18 protein-coding genes are annotated in these 25,428 nt (G+C 47.1%); 6 read left to right on the top strand and 12 right to left on the bottom strand.

The genetic code is table 11. The features are described 5' to 3' along the window. Positions 1 to 41 precede the first annotated feature (41 nt). Together MHI21_RS02500 and MHI21_RS02495 are read right to left on the bottom strand one after the other, a co-directional pair. Positions 42 to 1,472, bottom strand: coding sequence for a HAMP domain-containing sensor histidine kinase (locus MHI21_RS02500; RefSeq protein WP_342419367.1), 1,431 nt, complete (start codon positions 1,470 to 1,472; stop codon positions 42 to 44). Beyond that, entirely contained in the window at positions 1,472 to 2,146 is a 675-nt protein-coding gene (locus MHI21_RS02495) for a response regulator transcription factor (RefSeq protein ID WP_061831149.1), read from the bottom strand. The genes MHI21_RS02500 and MHI21_RS02495 overlap by 1 nt, the downstream gene beginning before the upstream one ends. A gap of 150 nt (positions 2,147 to 2,296) precedes the next feature. Here MHI21_RS02495 and MHI21_RS02490 point away from each other — a divergent pair, with 150 nt between their 5' ends. After that, entirely contained in the window at positions 2,297 to 4,066 is a 1,770-nt protein-coding gene (locus MHI21_RS02490) for an alpha-glycosidase (RefSeq protein WP_342419366.1), read from the top strand. A 350-nt stretch (positions 4,067 to 4,416) separates the two neighbouring features. Here MHI21_RS02490 and MHI21_RS02485 read toward each other — a convergent pair whose 3' ends face one another. The 3 genes from MHI21_RS02485 to MHI21_RS02475 all read right to left on the bottom strand — a co-directional run bounded on the left by MHI21_RS02485 (position 4,417) and on the right by MHI21_RS02475 (position 12,504). Next, the gene (locus MHI21_RS02485; RefSeq protein ID WP_342419365.1) at positions 4,417 to 5,568 is read right to left on the bottom strand and encodes a response regulator; all 1,152 of its coding nucleotides are present in this window, start codon (positions 5,566 to 5,568) and stop codon (positions 4,417 to 4,419) included. Between the two features lie 156 nt (positions 5,569 to 5,724). Beyond that, a complete protein-coding gene (locus MHI21_RS02480) occupies positions 5,725 to 8,871 on the bottom strand; it encodes an ATP-binding protein (protein WP_342419364.1) in 3,147 nt (1,048 codons plus the stop codon). 162 nt (positions 8,872 to 9,033) lie between these two features. Further along, on the bottom strand, positions 9,034 to 12,504 hold the full coding sequence (locus MHI21_RS02475) for an S-layer homology domain-containing protein (protein WP_342419363.1): 3,471 nt from the start codon (positions 12,502 to 12,504) through the stop codon (positions 9,034 to 9,036). Between the two features lie 273 nt (positions 12,505 to 12,777). On the opposite strand from MHI21_RS02475, the gene MHI21_RS02470 reads away from it, so the two are divergent. Both MHI21_RS02470 and MHI21_RS02465 read left to right on the top strand, forming a co-directional pair. After that, a complete protein-coding gene (locus MHI21_RS02470; RefSeq protein ID WP_025722907.1) occupies positions 12,778 to 13,758 on the top strand; it encodes an aldo/keto reductase in 981 nt (326 codons plus the stop codon). A gap of 99 nt (positions 13,759 to 13,857) precedes the next feature. Further along, complete coding sequence (locus tag MHI21_RS02465; protein ID WP_023986717.1) at positions 13,858 to 14,232, top strand: MerR family transcriptional regulator; 375 nt, start codon at positions 13,858 to 13,860, stop codon at positions 14,230 to 14,232. On the opposite strand, the gene MHI21_RS02460 is transcribed toward MHI21_RS02465, so the two are convergent. Beyond that, positions 14,229 to 14,894: a methionine ABC transporter permease gene (locus MHI21_RS02460; protein ID WP_061831143.1), complete on the bottom strand. Its 666-nt coding sequence runs from the start codon at positions 14,892 to 14,894 to the stop codon at positions 14,229 to 14,231. The genes MHI21_RS02465 and MHI21_RS02460 overlap by 4 nt on opposite strands. Then, complete coding sequence (locus tag MHI21_RS02455) at positions 14,891 to 15,913, bottom strand: methionine ABC transporter ATP-binding protein (protein ID WP_165178804.1); 1,023 nt, start codon at positions 15,911 to 15,913, stop codon at positions 14,891 to 14,893. The genes MHI21_RS02460 and MHI21_RS02455 overlap by 4 nt, the downstream gene beginning before the upstream one ends. A 262-nt stretch (positions 15,914 to 16,175) precedes the next feature. Between MHI21_RS02455 and pdaA the strand changes: the two genes are divergently transcribed. Both pdaA and MHI21_RS02445 read left to right on the top strand, forming a co-directional pair. Continuing rightward, the gene (gene pdaA, locus MHI21_RS02450) at positions 16,176 to 16,973 is read left to right on the top strand and encodes a delta-lactam-biosynthetic de-N-acetylase (protein ID WP_342419362.1); all 798 of its coding nucleotides are present in this window, start codon (positions 16,176 to 16,178) and stop codon (positions 16,971 to 16,973) included. A 118-nt stretch (positions 16,974 to 17,091) separates the two neighbouring features. Then, complete coding sequence (locus tag MHI21_RS02445; RefSeq protein ID WP_342419361.1) at positions 17,092 to 17,415, top strand: HAD hydrolase family protein; 324 nt, start codon at positions 17,092 to 17,094, stop codon at positions 17,413 to 17,415. 71 nt (positions 17,416 to 17,486) lie between these two features. Here MHI21_RS02445 and MHI21_RS02440 read toward each other — a convergent pair whose 3' ends face one another. Then, a complete protein-coding gene (locus tag MHI21_RS02440) occupies positions 17,487 to 19,184 on the bottom strand; it encodes an alpha-glucosidase (protein ID WP_342419360.1) in 1,698 nt (565 codons plus the stop codon). A gap of 268 nt (positions 19,185 to 19,452) precedes the next feature. Here MHI21_RS02440 and MHI21_RS02435 point away from each other — a divergent pair, with 268 nt between their 5' ends. Beyond that, positions 19,453 to 20,544 carry a hypothetical protein gene (locus tag MHI21_RS02435; protein WP_341162443.1) on the top strand — a complete coding sequence of 364 codons (1,092 nt, stop codon included), beginning with the start codon at positions 19,453 to 19,455 and terminating at the stop codon, positions 20,542 to 20,544. A 298-nt stretch (positions 20,545 to 20,842) separates the two neighbouring features. Here MHI21_RS02435 and MHI21_RS02430 read toward each other — a convergent pair whose 3' ends face one another. The 4 genes from MHI21_RS02430 to MHI21_RS02415 form a co-directional block, all read right to left on the bottom strand. Then, a complete protein-coding gene (locus MHI21_RS02430) occupies positions 20,843 to 21,631 on the bottom strand; it encodes an SDR family oxidoreductase (RefSeq protein WP_250259675.1) in 789 nt (262 codons plus the stop codon). 18 nt (positions 21,632 to 21,649) lie between these two features. Continuing rightward, on the bottom strand, positions 21,650 to 22,807 hold the full coding sequence (locus tag MHI21_RS02425) for an SMP-30/gluconolactonase/LRE family protein (protein ID WP_342419359.1): 1,158 nt from the start codon (positions 22,805 to 22,807) through the stop codon (positions 21,650 to 21,652). A gap of 31 nt (positions 22,808 to 22,838) precedes the next feature. Further along, positions 22,839 to 23,852, bottom strand: coding sequence for an NAD(P)-dependent alcohol dehydrogenase (locus tag MHI21_RS02420; protein ID WP_342419358.1), 1,014 nt, complete (start codon positions 23,850 to 23,852; stop codon positions 22,839 to 22,841). A 397-nt stretch (positions 23,853 to 24,249) separates the two neighbouring features. Then, positions 24,250 to 25,311: an EAL domain-containing protein gene (locus MHI21_RS02415; protein ID WP_165178798.1), complete on the bottom strand. Its 1,062-nt coding sequence runs from the start codon at positions 25,309 to 25,311 to the stop codon at positions 24,250 to 24,252. Positions 25,312 to 25,428: the final 117 nt, after the last annotated feature.

Raw genomic sequence — 25,428 nt, 5'->3', positions numbered from 1 at the left:
TATCGTAACGTGCCAAGTTTAAAGCCAAGGGAACTCTGAGTTTAAGTTTTGTTTAAAAAACGGATTCGGGTCCCGGCTGATGAACTGATAATCTCCCTCTCCAAATTCATTTCGCGAGCCAGCAGTTCTGTAATCGCCAAACCAATCCCTGCGCCTTTTTCACTGGACTGTTGCTCCATACCGGGCCCTTTATCTACGATAACCAATGCCTCTGTCCCATTATCTTTCTGTACTTGAACACCGATATATCGGCCTGAGGCAGCATGGCGAACTACATTTTGAAAAAGATTGTCCAGCAGACGGCGGAAGCCTTGCTCATCGACATTCCACACCATACTATACTCGGGCAGGTCGATATCCACTTCAAAGCCCTCCTTTTCCCACACCGGATACCAGCTGGCTACACACTCTCGCACTAGCCGCAGGATATCACGCGGTGTGTTATTCATAGTGTATTTTCCACTAGCTAGCAGATTATAGGTGAGCAGATTATCGATCAGACTCCCAAGGTCTTTTAGCTTGTTTTCCATCAGTGTAATCGACTGTTTCCCTCTGCTACTCAGATTTTCACCATCTAGTGTATACAGATGGCTACGCACGACCGTAAGCGGCGTCCGAATATCGTGTGACAGATCCGCGACCAGTCTCTTCCGCAGCTCTTCCTCCTGACGCTCACGTCCCCGACTTTCTGCCAACTGCTCAACCATCTGATTAAATGCTTCTTCCAGCTTGCCGATTTCATCCGAGCGTCCAGTGGTAACAAGAATAGGCAAGCCATCCTCTCCTCGCTGCGACATGGCGGCCTGAAGCTGCAACAGTCTACGCCGAATGCCTCCAAAAAACAGAAGAGATACGAATATAAAAGCGCCCAGAATCAATACGATAAAAAAGAGATAGTACATCAACATGCTACTATCTGTAGGTGGCTGTTCAAAGAACGAACGGGGCACTTTTAACACCATATAGCCCTGATTCACATCATTCTTGCCCCCGCCAATAAAGGCTACTACCGTAAACGGCCCCTCATAGCTTGCTTGCTTCATAAAAGCTATAGCCTGCGCAGCGTTCCATTGTTTTGGCATGTTAGGTTGTGTCGGTAACTCCAACCTTGTTTTACCTGCGGTATCCACCCAAAATATTTGTGAGTTAGGGAACATATCTTGTTGTATTTTGCGCAGATGGGCTGAGATTTGCTCTGGTGTGGCTCCCTTCAAAGCTACAGCTTCGCGATGCCAGCTATTTTCGGTATGAGAAGCAGAGGGATAGTAAGCGTTTTTAGGCTTGAACTCCGCCCCCCAATTCAATAACACGCTATATATCAAGGCTGTAGCAGGCAACACAATGGGTAACAGCATCATAGCAACCACAATAATGACTAGATAACGGAACAACAGTGAACTGCGAAACCGACCTCCCTGACCCGGCCTAGAGCTGGGGTGTAGCCTCCTCCAATCCTTGCGCGTCCTGCTCATTATGCTTTCACCCGATATCCTACACCACGGATCGTCTCAATGATGCGGGGTGCCGCAGGATCGATCTCCAGCTTTTCACGCAGGTGTCGGATGTGGACCATTAAAGTTTTGTCTCCGTCAATATATGGGTCCCCCCACACCGCTTCATACATTTGCTCTTTCGTCATAATCTGGCCCAAATGCCGCAGTAAATAAGCAAAAATGTGATATTGCTTGCCTGTCAGTGTAATTTCCTCCCCAGTATCACGGTTCACAATACGGTTATCAGGAGAGAAGACAGAGAGATGCCCCAGTTGTAAGGATTCTTCGGGCACGGTCCCCGATCGGCGCAGCAAAATCTCTATACGTGCTATGAGCTCGTCCGGGTGAAAGGGCTTGGTTACATAATCGTCGGCGAAATCCAGTCCTTGCAGCTTATCGTCAATGGATGTACGGGCAGACAACATGAGAATGGGAAGCTCCGGGTACTCTTTCTTGAGCCGCTTCCCCATTGTGAATCCATCCAGACCGGGTAACATCACATCCAAAATCACGAGTTGGCACGTACGAGCTGCTTCCACAGCCCCATCCCCGCTGCGAAGCCAGGTTACAGCGTAATTCCGCTCTTCCAAATACTGATGCGTCCAAGCACCAATATCCTGGTCATCTTCGATGTATAGCACATTTGTTTTCATAATAGACACCTACTTATCGTTTTTCTTTTATGTAATGGGCATTATAGCATTTATGGTACATGACCCACTTAAAAAGGTTAATAACTACCTTATACGACATACGCTTCACATTTTCAAATTGAATGCTCGTGAAAAAAGGAGGACTACCCGATGCTGCTGGAAGCGATATACCATCACCCGAAACGAAATTGGGCTTTTGGTTATAATGATGAAACGATATTTCTACGGCTACGTGCGAAGAAAAATGACCTGAATACCGTTCATGCTCTCACCGGAGATAAATACGATTGGGAGCGCACCCGACAGCTTGTCCCGATGTCCAAATTCGCTACCGATGGCAGGTTTGATTACTATGAATGCAGCGTAAAACCTACTCACCGTCGGCTGAAATATGGATTTTTGCTAGAAGACGGTGAGGAACGTATTTGGATGAACGAGGACGACTTCACCACCCAGGAACCTCAAAACGCAGACAGTCTGTTCCAATATCCGTTTTTGAATCCGATTGATATTCTGAAGCCACCTGCATGGGTGAAGGATGCTGTATTTTATCAGATTTTCCCAGAACGTTTTGCGAACGGTGACCCCTCCATCAGCCCAGAAGGAGCAGAGACATGGGGCGGAACGCCACAAAGAGACAATTTTTTCGGTGGTGATCTACAGGGGATTCTGGATCACCTGGATCACCTGAACGAGCTAGGGATTAACGCCATATATATGACTCCTGTGTTCAAGGCAACGACCAATCATAAATATGATACAGAAGATTATATGGAGGTGGACCCGCATTTCGGGGACAAAAAGACATTAAAAAAACTGGTCGATGCCTGCCACGACCGAGGAATCCGGGTACTACTTGATGCGGTGTTCAACCATTCAGGGCGTACTTTTAAACCGTTCGTTGATGTGCAGGAAAAAGGCGAAGCCTCACCTTACAAGGACTGGTTCCATGTACATAGCTTTCCCTTGGAAGTGGTGGATGGCACACCGACGTACGATACATTCGGGCTGGAACCGATGATGCCCAAGCTGAACACCGAACATCCTGAGGTGAAAAAGTACCTGCTGGATGTGGCAAGGCATTGGATCGAAGAAATCGGTATCGATGGTTGGCGGTTGGATGTGGCAGACGAAGTGGATCACGCCTTTTGGCGGGAATTCCGCACTACGGTCAAGCAGGCCAATCCAGATGCGTACATTTTGGGTGAAATGTGGAATGAATCGTCTGAATGGCTTCAGGGGGATCAATTCGATGCAACGATGAATTATCCGTTCACCTACGCGGTAAATGATTTTTTCGTCAAAAAAGTGACCGATGCTCAAAGCTTTGCCTTCGCCATCGGACGACAGCTGGCCCGCTATCCACAGCAAGCATCCGAGGTTGCCTTCAATCTGCTGGATAGCCACGACACACCGCGCCTGCTGACACTGTGTGGGGATGACAAGCGGCTGATGCGACTGGCCGCCCTGTTCCAGTTTACGTACATGGGCGCACCCTGCATCTATTACGGCGATGAGATCGGCCTGGATGGAGATGCCGATCCAGGCTGCCGCAAGTGTATGGAGTGGGACACCGACAAACAGGACCGCGAGCTGTTCGACTTTTACCGCGAGCTGATTGCGCTTCGTAAGGGGCACCCGGTCCTCCGTGATCAGGGAAGCATCACCTTTTTGGAGGCACAGCCAGAGGGCACTTCACTTGCCTACGAGCGCCGCAGCGAGGAAGAGGTGCTGCTCGTGCTGCTCAACCGTTCCGATGAGGATCACGTTTTTGAACTGGATATTCCTGAGCAAGAATGGAAATTAGCCTTTGGCGAAAGCCAGTGGTCCGTTAGAGAGAAGGGGCTGCTTGCCAAGCTTCCACCCTACGGATACGCTGTACTGAAGGCAGCGCCTGCTCGGTTAGTAAAACCTGCTTAAGAGGACGATGTCAAGACGGGAAGCAAGGCATCCGTCTATATAGGCGGATGCTGATGAAAGTACCTGCCGAATAACGGCAAAAAAGCGAAACCACCAGGAACAAGATAGTTAACTTGTTCCCGGTGGTCTTTTTACGTTGAATATGAGCTTCTATTGTCGATTATTTGTTTTTACAGCTGTTCTTACTACCCCAACATCCGAAGCATTGATCGAAATGGGGTTACCGCCTTGTCCTGTCTGAGCTGAAGAAGATTGTCTGACGTCCACCCTAAAACCTCTCAATTACAACTCAACCGTGAAGAGATATGCTATATGAATATGCCACTAAAGAAGACAGGTAGTACAGCAGTTTACGCAGGTAGCGTCTGTGTTTTCAATTGCACGTACAACTGGTGCGTCACCTGCTGCGGCTCAATACCCAACTCATCTTCCAATATTCTGACGAAGCTTTCATAATGCTTTTGCGCAGCGGTATAATCGCCCAGTTGGGCATAGGCTGTCAGCAGCAGACTGCAGATATCGTCTGAGTACGGCTCCCGTTGCTGTAGGCTGAGTAAGCGCTGAACAGACTGCCGGGTACGATCTGAGCGAAGCTCTTCTCTCGCCAGCTCAGAAGCACATGCCAGATACATATTGCGCAGCTTCTCCCTTTTTGCATATGCCCACGGGTAATCGTGCTCCTCCAGATAGTTGCCACGGTATAGTGCCAACAGGCTCTCAATACGCGGCTTACCGCCGCTACCGGATGCAGCCCATTCGGATATTCCCCGCTCGAATAGCTCCACATCTGTAATCCAGCCATTGCGGTTCAAGCGGTAGCGATCCAGATTATATTCCAGCTTCGTATCTTGCATCCGTTCTTTCAACGCCTTGCGGATTTGGTAAATGGACGTGTGCAGGTGAACAATAGCCTTGTCCAAATGATATTCAGGCCACAGCGCATCCAGCAGTTGTTCTTTGCTCACCCATTCCCCTTCATGGTGTAATAAGAAGGAAAATAGCTCCTGTGACTTTAATGTGCGCCATTTGAATGGTTTCGCACCTACGGCTTCCTGTCCATCCTCCAAAATTTCAAGTTTTTGAAAACAACGTACCTTGGGGGATTGCTCTGCTGAAGCTCCCAAACTAGAAGAACGGGGATCAGCCAGCGTGGCTGCAATCCGATCTAACGTTTTGGATAGCCGCCGGGCATGAACGGGCTTTAACAAGTAATCCAGTGCTTGCAGCTCGAACGCTTCAATAGCATATTCCGAGTACGCGGTCACAAAGACGATATGAATATGGGAATCCAGCTGTTGAATCCACTCGGCGGCCTCCAGACCATTCATCTCTGGCATTCCGATATCTATAAAAACAATATCCGCACGTTCTGCCGCCAGATGATCCAGCCCCGCTTGTGCAGACGTATATTTGCCCATTACCGTTAACCGTCCGTCCGCCTCCAGCAACCGTTCCAAGTAGGTTAATGCCGACCTCTCATCATCAATCAAAATCGCCTTCATTTGTGTCCGTACTCCCTTCCTGCTGCAACCATTTATCATGATGTTCTATTTACATGCTATCTGCTTTATCCATACGATTTTTAATTTCTTATATTTTATATATCGTATCATTGCGGACGTGACTTTAGCTTTTCCGACAAATGTACTGTACTTTTTTTATTCATCGGTATGCCGGGGCGAGAACGTTTCCGGCACACGGAAGCTTACCGTCGTCCCTTGCATAGGACTACTTTCAATTCGCAATCCTTCTCCATACATATGGATAAGACGGCGATGGATATTACGCAGTCCCACGCTGGAAGATACATGATCCTCCGACAGCAGCTGTTCCAGTCGCTCGGACGGAATCCCTACGCCGTCATCGGTCACGCTGACCACAAAATCGGTTCCATCCTCCTGCACAACCACTCGCACGGTTCCACCTGTTGCCCGTTGCATCACACCATGCCGTATCGCATTTTCCACGATGGGCTGAATGCTTAATGGCGGGATGAGCGACCGGATGTTCCTTCCTACCTCTACGGTCACCTGCAAACGTTCTTCAAATCGTGCTTTTTCCAGTGCCACATACGATTCTACCAATTCCAACTCCTTGGATAATGGCACCGTATTCTCCCTGTTCTGAAAATCAAAACTGCCCCGCAAATACTGACTCAGCTCCATGAGTAGCTCCGCTGCTTTGTCCGAGTCTACGGCTACAGTCGAAACAATGACATTCAAGGCATTGTACAGAAAATGCGGCTTGATTTGTGCCTGTAAAAAGGCCATTTCCGAACGCACCGCTTCCTCCGCCGAATGACGCATGTTCAACAGCGTGCGCACACGTGCTTTTAATTCCTCAGCATCAACAGGCTTACGTAGAAAATCATTAGCTCCCGCCATAAAACCTGCGCGGATATCCCCGGGCAGGTCGCGTGCCGTCAGCAGCAACACCGGTAGCTCGGACAGGGAATACCGTTCACGTATCCGTCGGCACAACTCAATACCGGACATTTCCGGCATCATCCAATCCGTAATGACTAGGTCAAATCGGGAACGGCCATTCAGTATGTGAAGTGCCTCCTCGGCATGATCCACCGCCACCACGCTACAACCTGTCGTATATAATAGCTCCTCCAGCACCCGAAGATTAACCTCATCATCATCTACAGCCAGCACTTTGTAAGGAACAGTCTGAACTTGCTCCAGTGCATCCTCTTCATGCGGAATCACATTCCGACCCGACGTCACACCAGGCTGCAATATAACCGCAGACGAAACATCTTTTTGAGCTTCATGTGCCAACGTTCCGGTCTGCGCTAAGGGCAGTGTAAAATAAAAGGTCGAACCCTTGCCCAATCTAGATTCTACCCGGATATGACCCCCATGCAGCTCCACCAGACGACGGACTATACCTAATCCAAGCCCTGTTCCACTGTATCCTTCATCCTCAGCATTCGCCCCTCGGTTAAAAGGTTCAAATATATGCGAAAGATGCTCCTGGGCAATACCGGACCCGGTATCCTTCACACTGATTTCCATTTCACGGTTCCCCGCTTTGGCAGAGATTACGATTTCGCCTTCCTCCGTAAATTTCACCGCATTGCCCAACAAATTGTACAGAATCTGAATCAGCCGATCCTCATCCGCATCCACCTTGGGCAACGAATTGGGCCATTCTTTGACGAATTGAATCTCTTTCTTACCCACCGTATGACCCAATACCTCCAGCACGGAATTCACAGCTGCCTGTACATTGACAGGCCGACGATTTAAGGCTAATCTGCCATTTTTCAAATTAGAAAAATCCAGAATATCGTTAATTAAATACGAAAGTCTGCGTCCTATATTCGCAATCAAGACCAAGTTGTGCTTTTGCGGCTCATTGAATTGTGTCCCGTAGCGGTCTAGCATGGATTGAGCGATATTAATTACTCCATGCAGAGGAGTGCGCAGTTCATGTGACGTATTTGCCAGAAATTCATCTTTTAACCCATCCAGTGTTAGCAACCGTCGTGACAGGTTCTCAACCTCCATAAACGAATGCACAAAACGTTTGGCCAGCAGGAGCGTTTGAGCCAATACGAATATGAGCATTTCATAGGCTGTCACCCCACGCACATCTCCCCAGCCCAGAATATACACAAAACTAGTCACTACAATCATAAGAATGCTCATAATACTAATGACTAGCAGTGCAGCGTCATCCGTCCGTTGAAGAAGCCCACGAATCAAGATCAGTAATACATATCCCACACTGACTACACCAAAAAGAAGAATAAACGCTTCAAAGGATGAGAGTACCAATGTAGGAAAAAATAGTCCCATACCCAGCATCAGTGCGGTTGTAATATTATAGAGACGCAGCACGATCCGATTCATAACAATCTGCGTCGAAAGATGAACATAGCGGATCAGAAAATAGTAGAACAGCGTTGACGAGAACGACTGTATTTTCAGTATCCATTCATAAGGTAAGTCCGGTATTCCCCAAACCAGCAGCTTTTCTCCATGTGTCAGAATATAAAATAAAGCCGCGATACAAAAACATCCTAAGTAAAGCAATGCCTTCTCCTTTTTACGTAAAAGGTATAGCATGATAAAAAATACGGTAGGAATAAAAAATCCTGCTATCAGTACGGTGTCCTCTGCCATTGCAATTTCCCGGCTATGCGTAATACTCTCGTAATCCCCAAATAACAGTGGATAAATGATTCCACCGGAGGAATAGCTATAATTAGCCACATGCACGGTAATATCAGCCGAATGTCCATCTATCGCTGCAAATCCAACATAGGGAACATTGCCCTGCTTGCCCTTGTCGGCAGAAACAGAGGGAATACCACTTGCTCCCACGTTTTCTCCGTCAATCCATACTTGACTGGCGCTGCGAATGTTTTGCATATAGATGCCGTACAGATTTTCCGCTTTTTCAGGCAACAGCACACGGATATGATAGGTTCCATATCCGGTCGCCTGTCCCTTAGGCATCCACTGATTCCATCTACCAGGCACATCCACAATCTTGGCAGAAGAACTCGTTTCCAGCCTCAACTCTGAAGAACTCTGATGATTTTCCCAATCCTTATCTTGTTGCATCTCATGAAAGGATGAAGGTTGCACAAGCTGATTGGGGTAAAATTCCCACTCCCCTCCCAGCTGTACAGGGCCTTCCTTTTCAGGGTCCCAATTACGCAAATCAATAACACCGTTGTGTGCTTTCCAATGACTGTTTCCGGATAAAACACCTGACACTAACGGATACACCGGCAACGCAACCGCAAGCAGAAGTATAATAAAAAATAAAACCCCCTGTTTTTTCATAAATCCCCCGCTCTTTTCAATATCGTCTATCTTTTAGTATCGGTTATTCTAACCAGCTGTATTAGAAGCGCTGCCCATGCAAAAGGGGACGCCCGCCGCAGACAAAAATCTGTGCGGAATCGTCCCCTTTTATACACCCTTGTACTTCCTGCATTTCCCTTATTAAGGAATCATGCCTTCATCATTACCACCGCCAGGAATCGAGCCTGAATCGCCTCCGCTGCTATCGCTTGGTAGCGTTGCTCCATCGCTGCTGTCGCCGCTTCCTGTTCCGCTGCTATCGCTTGGCGGCGTTGCTCCACCGCTGCTGTCACTGCTTCCTGTTCCGCTGCTATCGCTCGGTGGTGTTGCTCCTCCACTGCTGTCGCTGCTTCCTGTTCCGCTGCTATCGCTTGGCGGCGTTGCTCCACCGCTGCTGTCGCCACTTCCTGTTCCGCTGCTATCGCTTGGTGGCGTTGCTCCTCCACTGCTGTCGCCGCTTCCTGTTCCGCTGTTGTCGCTTGGTGGTGTTGTTCCTCCACTGCTGTCGCCACTTCCTGTTCCGCTGCTTTGTTGCTGGCTGGCTACAAAATCTTTATACTCCTGAATCGCATCTTCCAGATTCATATAATTTTTCTTGATTTCCGGCATAGGATAATACTGGTCCAGACGATTGAATGCATCCACTACTCTGTGAAAGTAGACCGTCGTAGGATCTGTACCATTTACTGTAAGCAGATTGTTCGCAATGTTCTTGAGTTCATTGATATCAAGATCAGTTACGATCCATTTGGATTGGTAGTTCGAAAGTGCTGTAATCAAATCTGTGTTAGCCTGGTCTACCTGAAGCTGTGTAATATCCGGAGTATTAAGCACAAGGTTTGCCTGATTAATTTGCCCTTGAAGTTCTTCGTTATCTTGTTGGGTATAATGACGGCCGAACGTCTGAACTTCATTATTAGCTATACTTATGTTGAAATTTAACAACATGGTATCCACTGCTATTGGTGCAGCATACTGGCTCTGTACCCGTTGCAACTCCTCGTATACAGGAACCACGTCTTGCAATTCAAAGCTAGGCAAACCTAAGAAGATGGAGGCATGCTCTGAAGCAGAAGACAAGGCTTGCTGGGCTTCAGCGCTTAATGAGCCTGAATTTTGCACCAAAATTCCATTGATCGATGCCTGCATTTCAATGATTTCGGCTCTCAATTGTAGCCTTTTCTCGTTATATTTTTCAATATAGGTCCCTTTAGCCTGACTTAATTGATTATAAGAGATCACCAATTGCTCCTCAGGAGTAAACGGCATCATGAGTGCAAAGTTGGCTTGTTCTGTTAGTTGCTCTAAAGGAAGCATTTCCGTATTTAAGTAATTACGAGCAATAGGGTTGGACAGCAGTTTTAGATGAATGTCTTGAACCAGCTGTTGCAGTTTTTCCCGAGTTGTAGCAGGTACTGGCGCAGTGAATTCCGCAAGTCTTTGACTCAGCTCCATGTTCAAGGTCAATACGTCCTGCTGCGTCATAGCCGTATGCATCTTCTCTGTATATTCCTGAATGAGGTTGGCCAGTTCGGCATTTTGAGAGCCACTCTGATCGTAGATAACCTCCGCTTCTTGTAAAGTATTTTTAAGCACTGAGAAGTCCGCTGCTTGCAGTGCCATGAATGCTTCTGTCGTATCTTTTATTTTTCGTGTCCATTCGTCCAACTGCTCCGTTGTAGTTAATGGGTTCACATATACATTTAATCCTTCTCTCACTAAGGACTTGTAACGCGCTTTGTCTGTTTTCAAATTCTCCACATGATCCGTTACATCGAGAAAATGCAGATAGGCATCTCTGAGTCTTACCGATGCTTCGTATACTTTAATTACTCGACGCAGGCTTACTACTTCCCGATCCACTATATTTTGGGGCGCATTCCCTTCTAACACATTATTGCCAAATTGAATTGCTTGACTTAATGAATCATCCCAAAGAGGTGGGAATTCGTCGCTAACCATTCGATTTTGCTCAAGGGTAGTCGAAGCTACCTGAATCAGCCTAACTAATTCCTGTGTTCCAATCATCGGTTCTGTGGCTGAATCTGTGTACACAGAAGCTTCCTGTTTCAATGTGCTGAGCGCTTGATCTACCTCTGCCTGTGTAGCTGTAGTATTGTTCAGTACCAGCGTAGCCTGGTGGATTGCTGCCGACAGGCTTTCCTTGGCCGTAGCCGGGTAGAGTGCCTGATCCGGTCCACCCTCACCTGCACGATCCAGCAGATCTTTGGCTGCATGGACTTCTGCCTCCAGCTGACTGCGGTCTACGTTGACAATGTCACTGTTGTGTTTTTTCTTATCTTTGCTCTCTGTTTCCGTGACAACCGATCCAGTAGAGGACGAGTTCGTCGTGCCATTCACGAGACTAACAGCTACTTTCATCGCATCATAGTTAATGATAACATCCTGCGGCTGTTTTTGTTCCGGTAGGTTAAGCCGGTTGATTGTAGCTCCCTTAGCCAGCGTAATAAAAGGAACGCCCACATATTGTGATGCATCCAGCAAACCAATACTGCCGCTAACCAACAGCTTGCCCAGTCCCTGTTGCAACGAAACGCGACTAATCGCGGCATTTCCCTCGGTCACGATCGATGCATCATTTTTCAGCGTCAGGTTGTCGATCTTCGTCGTCCCGGTTGCTGTCAGCTTGGCATCCTTGGAGCCCAGCTCCACACTAGACCATGCCGTATTTTCCAAAAGGGCCGATACAGGCTGAGTCCCTGAGCCTTTGATTTCCAATACGCCTGTGGAGGACATGTTCTTCAAGGTTACCGAGCCATTGACGATCAGGCGTCCTTCAAAAGATACACCTTTACCGTCAAAAACGCCGCCGTCTGCGTTAATTTCCAGCTTATTCACACCTGTGAGTGTACGCAAATTACGGTTAAGGTCGAATTTTGCCCCTTTTAATACAGCTTTGTTATTTTCACCAAACAAACCTTGCAAAGATCCTTCCAACTGGTACGGGATATTTCCGATGCGAACAGTATTGCCCTCTGATTTCACTTCTCCTACCGGATGATCCAGCAGGCTGACGAATACTTCCGCACCACTCTCCCGGTTCAATGGATTTTTCAAATCCGTTGTAGAAGCATCCTCTGATAACAGACCATAAGAGCGGGCAACTTGAACTGCATTTTGCTGTGCATTCGCTGTGCCGGCATCCTGTAAGTCCATTGCACGTACTAGCGATACGATCAGTTCTTCCTTGGTAATGGCATCCCCCGGATGGAACAGTTCCCCGTTGCCTGTCATATACCCGGCTGCACGTACAGCCTCAATATAGGGAGCGCCCCATGCATCGGACGATACATCCATAAAAGAAGTTTGCGACTGGTTGTTAACTTCCAACTGGAACAGACTGCACAAAATTTTAGCCGCTTCTGCACGGGTCAAATTTTTTTGTGCCATAAAATCGCCCTGATTACCGCCTGTCATCAAACCCAAGGTGCGAGCTTGTGATACAAATCCAGTTTCGCTTTGCGTATCTGCTGTCGCTGCATAAGCAGTCTGGACGCCGCCCACCCAAGGCAGAGATACGATTGAACCTGAAGCAATACCCAATACCATCGCAGATGCAATCCATTTATTTCGATTTACAAGTTTCAACATTTCAACTCCTAGACACTATTTATTGGCATATATCCTGTTATATCAAGGCTTTAGTCATGTTTAGTTCTACGATTTATGCAACCAAGGAACTATGCTAAGAGAAGTATACGAAACCCCACTGAACCGATTCTGAACAATTAGACCTATACGAATCATTCCGGAGCAAAATTGCTTGACTTGGAGTGAACTCCAAATGTAATAATATCCGGTGTAAGTAGCTGGAGTAGACTACATTTGAAGAAAACAATATCTAGGAAAGCGAGGTATAATCAAATGGACTATGTGAAACTTGGAAATACCGGCTTGGATGTATCCCGGCTTTGTCTTGGGTGTATGGGCTTTGGGGTTGCAGAACGGTGGATTCACCCATGGATACTAGATGAAGAGCGCAGTCGTCCCATTATAAAAAATGCCCTGGAGCTAGGTATTAATTTTTTTGATACCGCAAATGTATATTCAGATGGAACTAGCGAAGAAATTGTTGGACGAGCTTTAAAGGATTATGCGAATCGAGATGAAATTGTCCTCGCGACCAAGGTTCATTTCCGTATGCATCAAGGCCCGAATGGTGCGGGACTTTCCCGAAAGGCTATCATGAGTGAAATAGATAAGAGCCTTAAGCGACTGGGGACAGATTATGTGGATCTGTACCAAATCCATCGCTGGGATTACAATACCCCTATTGAAGAGACGATGGAAGCATTACATGATGTTGTGAAGGCCGGGAAGGCAAGATATATTGGTGCTTCTGCCATGTACGCATGGCAGTTTCTGAAGGCGTTACATGTCGCTGAAAAGAATGGATGGACCCGATTTGTATCCATGCAGAATCATTTAAATCTCTTATATCGTGAAGAGGAGAGAGAGATGCTGCCGCTTTGTAAGGAAGAAAAAATCGGTGTGATTCCATACAGCCCGCTTGCAGGTGGAAGATTGACGCGTGATGCGCAGGAAACAACACATCGTTCCGAAACCGATCAAGTTGCGAAATCTAAATACGATGCGACTGCAGATACCGATCGATTGATCGTGGAGCAGGTTGCGGCAATCGCAGAAAAACGTGGAGTTCCCCGCGTTCAAATCGCACTTGCCTGGTTGCTACAGAAAGAACCGGTAACAGCTCCCATTATCGGTGCTACGAAAACGTCTCATCTCGAAGATGCAGTAGCTGCTCTTTCGATTACGTTAACACCTGAAGAAATTGCATTGCTGGAAGAGCCATATGTTCCTCATCCGGTAGTTGGCGCTCAGTAAATATGGATGAAATGAAAGTTTCGAAATAAGAAACAACAAGAACGCCCTATCCATTTACATAGGGCGTTTCTTGATCAGAAATCAGGAGGTGAAGTCTGCATGTTGATCGCAGAAGTAAGCAAAAAATTCGAACTATCTCAGGATACACTCCGCTATTATGAACGCATCGGACTTATTCCGCGTGTGAACCGTAATAAAAGTGGAATCAGGGATTACACGGAAGAAGACTGCAGATGGGTTGAATATATCAAATGCATGCGAGGCGTAGGGCTTCCCATTGAAATTTTGATTGAGTACGTTAGGTTGTTCCAGCAGGGTGATGAAACGATAAATGCTAGAAAAGAACTCCTAATGGAGCAGCGTAAGCAGCTCATTGCCAAAATGGCAGATATGAACAACGTATTGGAACGCATGGATTATAAAATTACAAGCTATGAACAGACAATAGGTAAAAAAGAAAAACATCTAATTTAACCCCTGCGTGCTTTACGGGACAATAGGTTCCCCAAGGACTGAACACCTTGTACAAACAAGACTAGAATGATGACGGTAATCAGCATAACCAGCGTATCAAAACGTTGATAGCCATATGCGATCGCCAGATCGCCAATTCCGCCTCCGCCGACCGCACCAGCCATAGCAGTAGCACCAATCAGACCAATGGCTGCTGTCGTTAACGACAAAATCAGAGAACTGAATGCCTCAGGAAGCAAAAAGTATCGAATGACCTGAAACGGGGTCGCCCCCATCGCATCTGCTGCCTCCAGTATCCCCGGATTTACCTCCAACAGCGAGTTTTCGACCAGCCTTCCGATATATGGCGCAATGTATATAATCAAGGGGACAATTGCCGCACTGGTCCCAATGGATGTATTCACAATCAGACGGGTTAACGGAATGATCGCAATCAGCAAGATAATAAACGGTAAGGAACGAACAATGTTAATGATTGGATTCAAAATATTGTGCAGCCATTTGTTCTCCAGAATTCCGCCTGGACGGGTGATGACGAGTAAAATACCGATAGGGATACCGATCAGGGCGCCAATGAATAATGATATGCTGACCATGAGCACGGATTCATACAAAGCTTCCCACAGTTGATCCCAGGTGATCGTAGTTCCTGTAATCATCATAGACTCTCTACCTCCTGAATATGAACTCCTTTGCTCTTGAGAAAATCAACAGCCTGCTGAACGGCATGCTGTCCACCGCGCAGTTGAATCGTCATATAGCCAATCGTCGTTTCTTGAATCTCCGTCATGTTGGCAAACAAAATGTTCACGTGGATATCATGCTGCCGAATCAATTCATGAACCACCGGATCAGAAGCAACCTGCCCTATAAATTCCAGCTTGTATATTCGCTGCGATTCTTGCTGTTCGAACGTTTGCAGCACACTCTCGGGTACCGTATCGTGAATGACCGTGCGTACAAAGCTCTGTGTCGTCGGGTGCTGCGGCTGCCCGAATACCTCCAGGACATTGCCCTGCTCGATGATTTCCCCCTTTTCCATTACGGCTACCTTGTTGCAAATCCGCTGAATCACCGACATTTCATGGGTGATGATCAAAATGGTGATCTTGTATTCCTTATTGATTTTACGAAGCAAGTCGAGAATTGACTGTGTGGTCTGCGGATCAAGTGCCGAGGTTGCCTCATCACAGAGCAAAATGGACGGGTTGCTCGCAAGCGCCCGTGCAATCCCCACACGCTGCTTTTGTCCGCCGGAAAGCTCGCTGGGGTAGCTATTCGCCTTGTCCGACAATCCTATGAACGCCAAAAGCTCCTTTACACGCCCCTCTATTTCCCGTTTGTTGCGCTTAAGCAGCACCAACGGAATTGCAATGTTGTCGAACACTGTTTTCGATTCCAGCAGATTAAAATGCTGAAAAATCATTCCGATCTTCTTTCTTACCTTCCGCAGCCCAGAGGTCGAGTAGGTATTTAACTGTTCCCCCTCAACAAGAACCTCTCCGCTGGTTACTTTCTCCAGACGATTGACCAAACGGATCAGCGTACTTTTCCCAGCGCCACTGAATCCGATAAATCCGAAAATATCTCCTTTATCCACTTTGATATTTATATTTTTTAACGCTTCAATACTTAGACCTTTTCTCACATAGGTTTTGGATACATTCCTAAGTTCAATCATGAGTCCTAACTCCTTCCGTTCTCACAAGTATGTAAGATGTTCTAAGCTGATTGCTTTTCTTTGGCATGAACGATCGAATTAAATCCGAGTATTCTAGTAAGTTTTATAAAGTATACTACTTCGATTTAATATTCATGTCAATATGTGTTTTGAGTCTTGGTTAGTTCAGTCCTTGCATAAATCAGCATGATATTGCAAATGGTATGAAATATGCCGAAGCATACACACCTTGCCCGAACGGGACGGAAGCGGAGGAAGATAGATGAAGCGAATATTCACCTTGTGGCTATGCGTTGGAGTTATAGGGATGTTGACAGTTACGGCAGAACCCGCATGGGCTACTCAGACTGTTGACGGACAGCCTTATCATTTTGGGTTTAAAAAAAGTAAGGGAGGGGAGCTGCCTTCCATCGCACAAGAAGGTTTTATGCAACTAATCGAAAGGCAAGGTGGCATCTTTCTGGGGGATACGACTAAAAAAGAATTATTTCTCACTTTCGACAACGGCTATGAGAATGGGTATACTCCCAAAGTGCTGGATGTATTGAAGGCCAAAAAGGTTCCAGCCGCCTTTTTTGTGACAGGGCATTTTGTAAAAGACCAGCCTGATTTGATGCGACGCATGGCCAGTGAGGGTCATATTATCGGAAACCATTCATGGAGCCATCCTGATATGAGCACCATTTCTTCGACAGAGATCCGGTCTGAGCTAGATCGGGTACGAAATGCATCGGCAGAGCTAACCGGGCAAAAAGAAATGAAATACGTCCGGCCGCCTCGCGGCATTTTTAGTGAAAAAGCATTGGCTTCCTGTCGAGAAGCTGGATATACGAGCGTGTTCTGGTCTGTGGCTTACAAGGACTGGGACACAAATATTCAGCAAGGAACGGACTATGCCTATCGTCAAGTCATTCGTCAGCTTCACCCTGGTGCGGTCATTCTGCTCCATTCCGTATCCAAGGACAATGCCGAGGCACTTGGTTCTATCATAGACGAGGCTCGCAAGCAAGGGTATGAGTTTAAAAGTCTAGACGACCTTAAGGTGAAACATTATCACTAAATAGTAATTGAATTTAATGAGTCGATATCATAATGAGCCCGATCCACACCTGCCCATGGTAGCCAGTGTGAATCGGGCTTTTTAGTTTACGACCAAGGAAGGTAATGGATATAACGATATGGATGAGCTGGCCGCCAAGCTTTCGCCGCTCGGCGTGGTCATCCATCAACACCGTAATGAACAAGTGCTGGACATCAGCCCGCAAAATATCCATAAATGGAACGCGCTTCAGAAGCTTGGTGTGCAGCCCCGTCAATTTATCGCCTTCGGCAATGATGCGAATGATATTCCGATGTTCAGGGAGGCACACCATGCCGTCATGATTCATCACCATGCTGAACTGGCTGCCTTCGCGACTGAATCGATCCCTAATGAGGGGGAAAATCAAGAAGACCGGATTATCGCCAAAATACGTGAGTTGTCTAAAATGGTTACCATTTAGCCAAACGCCAAGAAAGGGAAGGTCTCTCTATGAACCTTCCCTTCCTTTTACCATTCTAAAGATAGCAACACCTATTGCATGGTTAGCTTATACACCCTGGCTTCATAAGGGCGCAGCTTCAAGGCATGCAGTTGTTCTCCTTGAACCGGCTTGTAGTTGGACAGCAGCAGCTCCGCCTTAGCGACAGGAAAGTCCTCCTCGGGCCAGTGGTACACCGGATCACGGTCAAAGAAATTCAAAATGACGAGCAAACGCTCTTCTCCCAGCATACGAGTGAATACATACAGCTCCGTATCCAGCGGCAACAGCAGCTTGTATTCGCCATAGACTATGACCTCATGTTGTTTGCGCAGAGCAATTAACTTGCGATAATAGTGGAAAATTGAGTCTGGATTATTTCTTTCTGCCTCTGCATTAATGTGTGTGTAGTTATCGTTAATCTTCATCCACGGCTCTCCATCGGTAAATCCGGCTGAGGGTCCAGCATTCCATTGCATGGGAGTGCGCGCATTATCCCGACTTTTTCGCCAGATCTCTGCCATAATCTGTTCCTCGGACTCACCGAGCTTCCGTTGTTGCTCATAATAATTCAACGTTTCCACATCCCGATAATCATCAATGGACGGGAATGCAATATTCGTCATCCCAATTTCCTCACCCTGATAAATATAAGGCGTACCCTCTAACATATGTGTGAAGGTTGCCAGCATTTTGGCTGACTCCACGCGATATTGTCCATCATTCGCAAATCGCGAGAGGGCCCGCGGCTGATCATGATTGTTCAGATAATTGGCATTCCATCCTTCCTCATGAAGCACTGTCTGCCAGCTGCTCATTATTTTTTTCAGCTCCACTAGTGTCCACGGCTTGGATTTCCATTTTTCCGTCCCCAGCCCTTGGGCATCAATAAACATGTGTTCAAACTGGAAAACCATATTCAGCTCATGCCGCTGGTCCCCCACATAATCAAGTGCCTGTTCCGGTCCTAAACCAGACGTTTCGCCAACTGTCATTAAGGGATAACGCTCCAGTAATTTTTCATTCAGCATCCGTAGAAGTACATGTACCTGTTCTAGATTGGAAAAGAGCTGATAGGCACGTACCAAGGTTCGTTTGTCAGGATTATCGGCATCCGGCAGCCCTTCGGCTTTGACAATATGGGCAATGGCGTCAAAACGGAAGCCATCAACTCCCTTTTTCAGCCACCATTCCACCATACGGTAGAGTTCGCTCACCATCTCTTCATTTTCCCAGTTCAGATCTGGCTGATGCTCGGAATATAGATGCATGTAATATTCGTCTGTAAGCTTGTCATATTTCCACACTGAACCGGAAAAATACGATTCCCAGTTGTTCGGATATCCGCCATTTTTGCCTGTTCGCCATATGTAGTAGTCCCGCTTCGGATTATCCTTGGACGAGCGTGACTCCGTAAACCACGGATGCTCATCCGATGTATGGTTTAATACCAAATCCATCATGATTTTAATGCCTCGTTCATGCGCCTGGTGAAGCAGTTCGTCAAAATCCTCCATTGTTCCAAACTCATCCATAATGGCATAATAATCACTAATATCATATCCGTTATCGTGATTGGGCGATTTATATACCGGACAAATCCAGATTACATCAATACCCAGCTCACACAAATAATCCAGCCTGGACAAAATGCCTCGCAAGTCCCCTTTACCGTCTCCGTCAGAATCCTGAAAACTGATCGGGTAAATCTGATATACAACGGCTTCCTTCCACCATATTTTTCTAGGCATGTTTCCCTCCTGTAGCTTCTCTGTACATCCAATAGCTTATGCTCTTAACATACACGCAATACCTGTCTGCGAATCGTTGGTGTAGGGGAACAAGAGTCTTGTAAGCTTGCTTCCATCAGCAGAGCCGCTATAACCTACGGAGGTTTATTTTAAAAAAATATTTTGCAAAACAGGTTGTAAAAGTGTATCTGGCGTTACCTATATTTATGAACTGCCCATATACATGTACCCAAAGCGGTGCCATTTTTGAATAAAAGGAGGAATTGACATGAACCATCGACCCAAGGAGCCAAAGGATCTGATTGTGGAAACTGCTGTGATCCCGCCCAATATCCATGTGGACGTGGAGTCAGCCACTGAGGGGGGAACACGCCGCCTGATGCTTAGCGATAATCCGGAGACGCTTACCCATGTGACGGTACCTACCGAGCAAGCCACCCTGTGGCATGACGTGGTTCGCACGACAACGCGAACAGTCAAACATCGCATTTTCGGCTGGCATTATAACAAAATCGGCAGCGCTGTTAAACTGGGCATCACCGTAGAGAACAGAAGCGCCGCTAAACTAGAAGTACGACATATTGAACGTGCCCTTAAGATTGTGCCTGAAGACGGCAACTGGATTATAGATGTCGGGCAGTCTATTGCCAAAAGCTGTTTGGCGGGTACGATGGAACGTCTGAAGCCAGCAGACCGTCATAAATTCGGCAAAAGCACCGCTCTGCTGGAGGAATTTGAGCTGCCCGAAGGATCGCTGGCCGGATTCATCTATGACCTCACAGTAGAATTTGCTGAAGGCCACGGTACGCTGGATTATGTGATTCGCACCGTGATCAGCAAGGATACGCAGACCGATCTGCGCCAGATTCATATGGATGCGCTTCCTCCCGTACCTCCACCCCAGGCGCATCCACGAGGGGTGTGGTCCTTTTCCGAAACGAATGCGCGGATGCCAGAGTACGTGGTGGGGCAGAGCGCAAACTATCGGGCGTGTGCCACCAAAAAGCTGAACGGCGAGACTCCTGCCGATCTGCTATTTACCGGGGCACGCAGCGAGCTGGGGCCTGCGCTAGATAATCGCGGACAATTCGGAACCATATACAACGCGACCATTCCCATCGTTAATGACAGTGACGAGGTACGTATCGTACGAATCTACGCCAATCCACGTGGGGGCGCGTTCGCCGGATCTGTACGTGTGGATGATCGTGTATATGGTATCCCTCTGCTACGAGATAATACCAAGGTATGCCGATTGGCTGATATCAGCGTCCCTCCCGGCAGATCCAGCTATGATCTCAGCTTCATGGTCGCCGGCAGTGCAACTACGCCGCTAGGTCTGTACGTCATTACACTATAGCTATGCTCACGATGACTGGATAAGCGAACGTGGAGCCAAAATTTTCATTGGATATGGTCTGCTCTATAGTAAATGGAGCTGTCCCAAAGCTGGTTTTAAACTTTATTGGACAGTCACGCTTCGTCATTAGTATAAAAAAGCGCGAGTGCAAGGGTTATTCCCCCTGTAGCTCGCGCTTTTTGGTTCATGCTCATCCATTTGAGCAGGTTATGGTCAAGCGAAGGCATGTAGTCCTCATCGCCGCCATACCCGGCATCGGCGATGACCATACCCGGTTTGTGTCAGAATAAATATTGCTCTATTTGAACCGCTGGACCTGCCTCGAAGGCATAATGGTCAACTCTGGAATATTGACATGCTCCGGCTGCTCTAGTGCATAAAGGGCAGCTTCTGCAACATCATCGGGATGCAGCGGCAAAACGCTCGAAGCAAACGCCCGAATTTCCTGCTCGGGATATCCGGCCACCTGCGAAAATTCCGTCGCCACCGCCCCGGGGTGAATCGCAGTTACACGAATTCCTTGCGTACTGGTCTCCAAACGCAATGCAGAGGCTATAGCGCTAACACCGTACTTGGTAGCGCTGTATAGTCCTCCTCCGGCAACCACTTCCTTCGCTGCAATAGAGGAGACAATGACAACATCCCCCTTGGCCTGTTCCCTCATTGGCTGAAGTCCGTACTTCAGTGTCAGAACAAGACCGTGCACATTCGTCTTGTAAAGCTCCTCCCACCTTTCCAGTTCCACTTCTGCCAGTGGGCTTCGATACCCGAAGCCAGCATTGGCAACGATAATGTCAAGCCGTCCCCAGCGTTCAAGAATGGCGCGGACCGCCTGCTGTACGTCTTCAGCTTTTTGGATATCGGCAGGTATTGCCATGACCTCGTACAATTCCTCTTGGTGCAAGTCGCGAACCAATTCATCCAATCGTTCCTGACGGCGTGCCAATACAGCTACATACGCGCCTCGCTTTGCCAGTTTTTTTGCAATCGATGCCCCAATGCCGCTGCTTGCGCCTGTTACCAAAGCTACTTTCCCGGCCAGGCTTTCCTTCGCTTTCCAGGATAATCTCAACTCATCCAATATCATGTAAAACCCTCCCCAAGCTTATTTGGTTAAAAGCACACGATGAACACCCTGGCTGCCTCCAGGAGCTGTACCTATATATAAATATCCGTCATGGTTTACAGCCGTGGTTACCCCATAAAGCGAGCCTTCAGGATCATGCCAGCTTCCGATGAGTTTACCCTGCGGATTAAGCTCCACAGCAAGCCCATGCTTCACAGGTGCGCTTGCACCGCTGAGCAGCGATTGAGGCAATTTGGCCATCATTCCAGCCAGCCACGGGCTTCCATGCATCTGATCTACAAAGGGAATACGTGTTGTGAAGAGACCGACCCAGAAATGGCCTTGATCATCACGCGTAATGTTATCCGGAAAACCGGCAAGATTATCCACAAAAATATCCGAAGTCCCCTTCTTCGGCCCTTTGAGCCAGTATCGGGTCAATTGGTAGTGATACGACTCTGCCACAAGCACAAAATCTTCGTCCGCAGACAAGGCAACCCCGTTCGCAAAATAAAGGCCTTCCAACAGAACTGTCGTCTGCTTGGTCACCGGATCATATTTCAGCAAACGTCCATGTGGCTTGTTCTCGGCGATTTCTTTGAAGACTACACTGCCATAATTGGAGGTGTCAGAAAAATAAATGGTACCATCTTTGGCAATATCCAGCTCGTTGGCCAAATAGATCGGTGTGCCGTCGACTTGATTGGCCAACACCGTCACGTTTCCGGAAGGATCTACCGACAGCAACCCCTTCTTAACATCCGTAACGATCAAATTTCCACTTGCATCAAACATAAGTCCATTGGGCGTTCCTTGGGTATCTGCATATAGCTGGGCCTTTTGCGGATTGCCCTTAGTATCAAAGGCAACCTTATAAATTTTCCCGTCGGAGTCTCCCGTATATAAATTTCCTACCTTGTCAAAGGTGATAAATTCCGGAAACTTAGGGGCATCTGTAACAAGCTCTGCGGAGCTGAGTTTGTTGTTTTGTTGCCATGGACCCGCTTGTTCAAATGAGGGGGCCGAAGGTGCAAACCATTTTGCAGGCTGGACAGGGGAAGGGATGAGCATAAAAATAACCACTCCCAGAAGGATTACCGCCAGCAGCGATAATCCGGTTCTGCGTACCCATTTACGCGGTTTCTTATTCTTTCTTCCTTGAGAATCTTTGACAGATAAATCAGGTTTACTGGGCATTAGATTGCCTCCTATGTGATGTGAATAATATTTATATTTGAACGACGATTTTACCGAAATACTGTTTTCCTTCAGCCAAAAGTGCAAAGGCTTCGCCGATTCGGCTGAGCGGGAATACCCGGTCAATGACAGGATGTAAACGATGGCGGGAAATGGCACGATTCATATTTTCGAAATGTTCCCGGTTACCGACTTGGCTGCCGCGAATCGTCGCAGCCTTCTGCAAAATGCTGGTGACATCGAACTCAGGAATAGTCAAGCCCGATAAGAAGCCGACCATGTTCACAGTCCCTCCGGTACGAAGTGCATTGATGGATTGCGCCATTGTTGCCGCTCCCCCTACATCCAGGACCTGGTCGACTCCGCCGTCTGTCAGCTCCAGAGCCACCTTATCCCACTCGGGAACTTCCGAATAGTTGATTGTCTGCCATGCGCCGAGATCCTTTGCCCGTTCCAGCTTGTCATTGCTGCTCGATGTGATAATTACCCTTGCTCCCGCCATCAGAGAGAATTGAAGCCCAAAGATGGAAACACCGCCTGTTCCTTGCAAGAGCACCGTATCCCCCGCTCGCAGCCCACCGGATTCCATCAGCATGCTCCATGCGGTTAATGCCGCAATCGGCAAGGTGGAAGCCTCCTCCCAAGAAAGGTGATCCGGAATGGCCACGACCCCTTCTTCATGCAGAACGATATATTCAGACGCCACTCCACTGAGCGGGCCTCCCAGACTGTCCTTTAAGACCTCCGCTCTCGTGCTCCCGCCAATGAATTTCTGTTGTAAATTTGCCGCTACCCTTTGTCCAATCTGAAATTTTGTCACCCCTTCGCCCACAGCTACAATTTCACCCGCTCCATCAGATAACGGAATGAAGGGAAATTGAATGCCGATTGGCATTACTCCGTTAATGATTACCAAATCCCGGTAATTCAGAGACGCTGCCCTTATGCGGATCAGAACTTCCAACCGTCCTGGCACCGGTATGTCAAGTTCCGTCAAGGTTAACTCTTCAAAGCCAAAACCATTTTTCAGTTGCACTGCTTTCATTTTGGTTGTCCTCCCTGTAATGTTAAACTTTTTACCTAGTATGGATACAGTGTATTACATAAGAAACACTGTTTCCTATGTAATACACTGTATCCAATTGTCTTCAAAACGTCAATCTTTACTTTAAAAATAAAAATGGTCGTAAACTGTTCCAGGCTTTTAACGTTCCTTACCAAGTAAATTCGAGACTGGGTGGCTTCGCTTGTCCAGAACTTGCTCAGGTGGGCAAGCATGACCAAAAAACGCGAGTTGCAAAGGTGAGATAACCTCTGCAACTCGCGTTTTTTTACATTAATGGTGATATAAGCACTGTCCAATAGAATTGGAATTTGCTTATGCCACAGCCTTATTTAAGCTCCAATTTTTATAAACTACGTCTACTTAAAATTGTTCCTGACTATATTACGCTACTAAGTATAAAATTAGAGGGCGGACCGGGCTCCGGCTTGCCAAACAAATAACCCTGAGCCAGTGATACACCTGCTTCACGGCAAAATTCAAAATCCTCCATCTGCTCTACGCCTTCAGCCAACACTTGGCCTCCAAAACGAAAAGCCGATTCTACAATCCCTGTAATTTGCCGCTTCTGATCACTGTTACTATGACAGCCGTCAATTATACTGCGGTCAATTTTAACATAATCCGGCTGAAGGCAATTCATAAGCTCTGTCGTAGAATAACCTGCCCCCACATCGTCCAGGGCTACCGAAACTCCTCGATTGCGATATTGATCAAAGATATGATGCAAAAAATTAAGGTCGTCTATTTCTTCCGTTTCTACGACCTCAAATACAAAATCCTTCGTATTCATGGATAACTGATCAATCGTCTCAAAGGTGTGATTCAAGCAATAAGCCGGATTATAAATGGTCGAAGGGAGAAAGTTAATAAAACGTTTAATTCCCGCCGGAAGGCATGTTGCACTTTTTTCAATAGCGGAAATACGAGCCGAGCGATCCAGATGAGCATGCAAACCAGCTTCACGGGCGATTTCAAACAGTCGGAAAGGCTGAAAAGGTCTCTCCGCATGTGACGGACGCAGTAAAAATTCAAACCCGATAATATCCAGCTTATGGTCAACAATAGGTTGCATATGGCTGGAAAAACTTTGATCCTTAATGATATTCACGATATCCGGATGTTGCAGTCTGGCTTGCAATTGACTAAATAAAAGCCAGTCCTCATATCCTTCGACATGATGCAAGCCGGTCACCACAATTTGCATATGGTTCAAGTATTCCTGCGGCAGACGAGCCAGTCCGTTAACCAGCTGTTCCAGCTCTGAACGGCTGTCATAGCGAAACTCTATGCCACCCTCACGCTCATGTTCCTGCTTCATTTGTTCCGATAGCATACCCAAACCATCTAATGCTGGAGTAAGCGACACCCTGGAATGCCTAATTCTGAGAAATCCTTGATCCTTAATAGGTAATATGATGCTGCAATTGCTGCATGTCATAATGGTCCTCCTCGGAACAATTTTCCGGTTTTTTCACCATTATATCACAAATAACTAGAACAAAAGTACTATATAACTACGTGTTTTTACAAAAAACTAGCTTATTCTTAACGACAA

The organism is Paenibacillus sp. FSL H8-0168 (assembly GCF_038592955.1).
Taxonomy (GTDB): domain Bacteria; phylum Bacillota; class Bacilli; order Paenibacillales; family Paenibacillaceae; genus Paenibacillus; species Paenibacillus polymyxa_B.
Note: the sequence above shows the minus strand (reverse complement) of the source record. Positions and strands in the feature narration are given on the sequence as shown.